This is a genomic window from Ensifer sp. (assembly GCF_035999185.1).
In the GTDB taxonomy this organism is placed as follows: Bacteria; Pseudomonadota; Alphaproteobacteria; order Rhizobiales; family Rhizobiaceae; genus Ensifer.
Genome location: NZ_DASYHB010000176.1, coordinates 1 through 1,575, shown reverse-complemented (window position 1 = coordinate 1,575; position 1,575 = coordinate 1). Strand labels below are relative to the sequence as shown.

Sequence of the window (1,575 nt, the reverse complement as noted above, 5' to 3'; positions counted from 1 at the left end):
CGGCCACGCGGTCATTTCCTTTCAGCCAGATTGCAGCTTGCGAAACATTCGAAAAAATATGTCAGCTTTGTTGACATATTTTTACCATAGCATTAGCGTTCATGCTCGGTAAGCGAGACATTTGGCGTTGGCAACACCTTCGAAAGATATGCTGCGCCGTTCCGATCGCAAATCCAAAATCACGAAATTGAATTTTCGCTCAATCAGTTTGCCGATAGACTGAAAGCGAGACGATAATCAACAAGAATGGCGTGGATGCGCCGGAGGATGACACCATGGCAGCGGTTCCTTTTGATCAGTTGGACGGAGAAATCTGGTTCAACGGCGAGTTCGTCGCGTGGAAGGATGCCAAGGTGCATGTGCTGACCCACGGCCTGCACTATGCGAGCGCCGTATTCGAGGGCGAGCGCGCCTATGGCGGGCGCATCTTCAAGCTGACCGAACACAATCAGCGCCTGCACCAGTCCGCCGACATCCTCGGCTTCAAGATTCCCTATTCGGTCGAGGAACTGGATGCCGCCAGCGTCGAGTTGCTGAAACGGCAGGGCTTCTCGGAAGCCTACGTTCGGCCGATCGCCTGGCGCGGCAGCGAGATGATGGGCGTTTCGGCGCAGAACAACCGCATCAATGTCGCCATCGCCATCTGGCAGTGGGGCAGCTATTTCAACCCGGCGGAGAAGCTGAAGGGCATTCGTCTCGACATCGCCGAGTATCGCCGCCCGGATCCGCAGACGGCACCTTCCAAATCGAAGGCGGCCGGTCTCTACATGATCTGCACCATCTCCAAGCATGCGGCCGAAGCCAAGGGCTATGCGGATGCGATGATGCTCGACTATCGCGGCCGCGTTGCCGAAGCGACCGGCGCCAACATCTTCTTCGTCAAGGATGGCGTCATCCACACGCCGGTGCCGGATTGCTTCCTCGACGGCATTACCCGCCGCACGGTCATCGCGCTTGCCAAGCGCCGCGGCTATGAAGTGGTCGAGCGGGCGATCATGCCGGAGGAACTTTCCGGCTTCAGCGAGTGCTTCCTCACCGGCTCGGCCGCCGAGGTGACGCCGGTGTCGGAAATCGGCCCATACCGCTTCACGCCGGCGACGATCTGCGAAACGCTGATGAACGACTACATGAAGGAAGTCTATCCGGTCGCTGCCGCAGCTGAATAGAGCTCTCCCGGCGGATCCTGAAAGCAGAAAAGGCGGCCCTGGGCCGCCTTTTGTCTTGCTACGGATTTGATCGCACGGTCAGGCGGTCTTCCCCAAGAACTGCCCGACTATCCCGCTCAGCACACCGCCGCCGACGAGGCTGCCGATGGCTTGCATGGCAAGGCCGGTCGCGGCTGCTTCACCGCCCAGCATCTGAATGAGGAACCCGCCGCCCAGGCCGCCGATCGCGCCGACGATGGTCCGTGCGACGACACCGAAAGCCTGCTGCTTCAACACTGCGCTGGCCGCGTTGCCGCCGGCCGCCCCCGCGATCAATTGGGTAATGATAGGCATTAATGCTTCCATTGATCCCTCCGTGTCGTGGCTCGTCGTGGACGGGCCACTAAAAGCCGATGATCCGGCTTGAACA

The 1,575-nt window shown here is 59.5% G+C and carries 2 protein-coding genes; one reads left to right on the top strand and one right to left on the bottom strand.

The features are described 5' to 3' along the window. Positions 1-275 precede the first annotated feature (275 nt). The gene (locus VGO04_RS24025) at positions 276-1,166 is read left to right on the top strand and encodes a branched-chain amino acid aminotransferase (protein ID WP_327498475.1); all 891 of its coding nucleotides are present in this window, start codon (positions 276-278) and stop codon (positions 1,164-1,166) included. Positions 1,167-1,244: 78 nt separating this feature from the next. Here VGO04_RS24025 and VGO04_RS24020 read toward each other — a convergent pair whose 3' ends face one another. Next, on the bottom strand, positions 1,245-1,511 hold the full coding sequence (locus VGO04_RS24020) for a hypothetical protein (RefSeq protein WP_327498476.1): 267 nt from the start codon (positions 1,509-1,511) through the stop codon (positions 1,245-1,247). Between the last annotated feature and the right edge of the window lie 64 nt (positions 1,512-1,575).